The sequence below is a fragment of the Vibrio sp. 10N.222.48.A3 genome, assembly GCF_041475345.1.
Lineage (GTDB): Bacteria > Pseudomonadota > Gammaproteobacteria > Enterobacterales > Vibrionaceae > Vibrio > Vibrio tasmaniensis_A.
The window spans coordinates 1-704 of the sequence record NZ_JBFRVX010001767.1; the positions used below are offsets into that span (position 1 = coordinate 1).

Below are 704 nucleotides of genomic sequence, written 5' to 3' on the forward strand. Positions count from 1 at the left end.
CCTGTCCAGTTTTACCAATATTTATATAAAATTCATAGTGATACCTTTGAATAATCACTATTCTTAAATATACCCAATGATAATTCACGCCTGTCGGCGAAACTTCCTTATTTTTTGTACGGCAGTGCCACATAGCCACCATACTTTGATCGCATTTTCATTGCCCCCTTACTCTTCATCCAATAAAGTTTGTTGATCCTTCAGCCCCTGAATCAAATCCATCCGACGATATATGACAAACGTATTAATCTTGTTTAACGCCACCAAATATCCATACAATAATTGTGAAATTTTGAGAATTCCAATCACAGATATGATCAAAAAGGCAAAAACTTGACCTAAAACAATAGCGGAATCTGATAACTTATTTTATAATGCGAATTAATGTTTCAGAACACTATAATATTTAATTTCTAGGGGCAAAATCAATGAGACTTATTCCATTAAGCAACAAAGCAAAAGTAGGTAAATGGGCTGCTCGTCATATCGCAGATTCGATCAACAAATTCGCTCCAACTGCTGAGCGTCCATTTGTACTAGGTCTTCCTACTGGTAGCACACCTCTAACTACTTACGCTGAGCTAATTGAACTTTACAAAGCTGGCGAAGTAAGCTTCAAGCACGTTGTAACATTCAACATGGATGAGTACGTTGGTATCGAACCAAACCACCCAGAGTCTTACCGCACATTTATGCACGAAAAC

1 pseudogene is annotated in these 704 nt (G+C 37.2%); it reads left to right on the forward strand.

Features of this window, described 5'->3' with window-relative positions:
• Window positions 1-428 precede the first annotated feature (428 nt).
• Window positions 429-704: pseudogene (gene nagB, locus AB4653_RS28820) on the forward strand (glucosamine-6-phosphate deaminase); the annotation flags it as partial.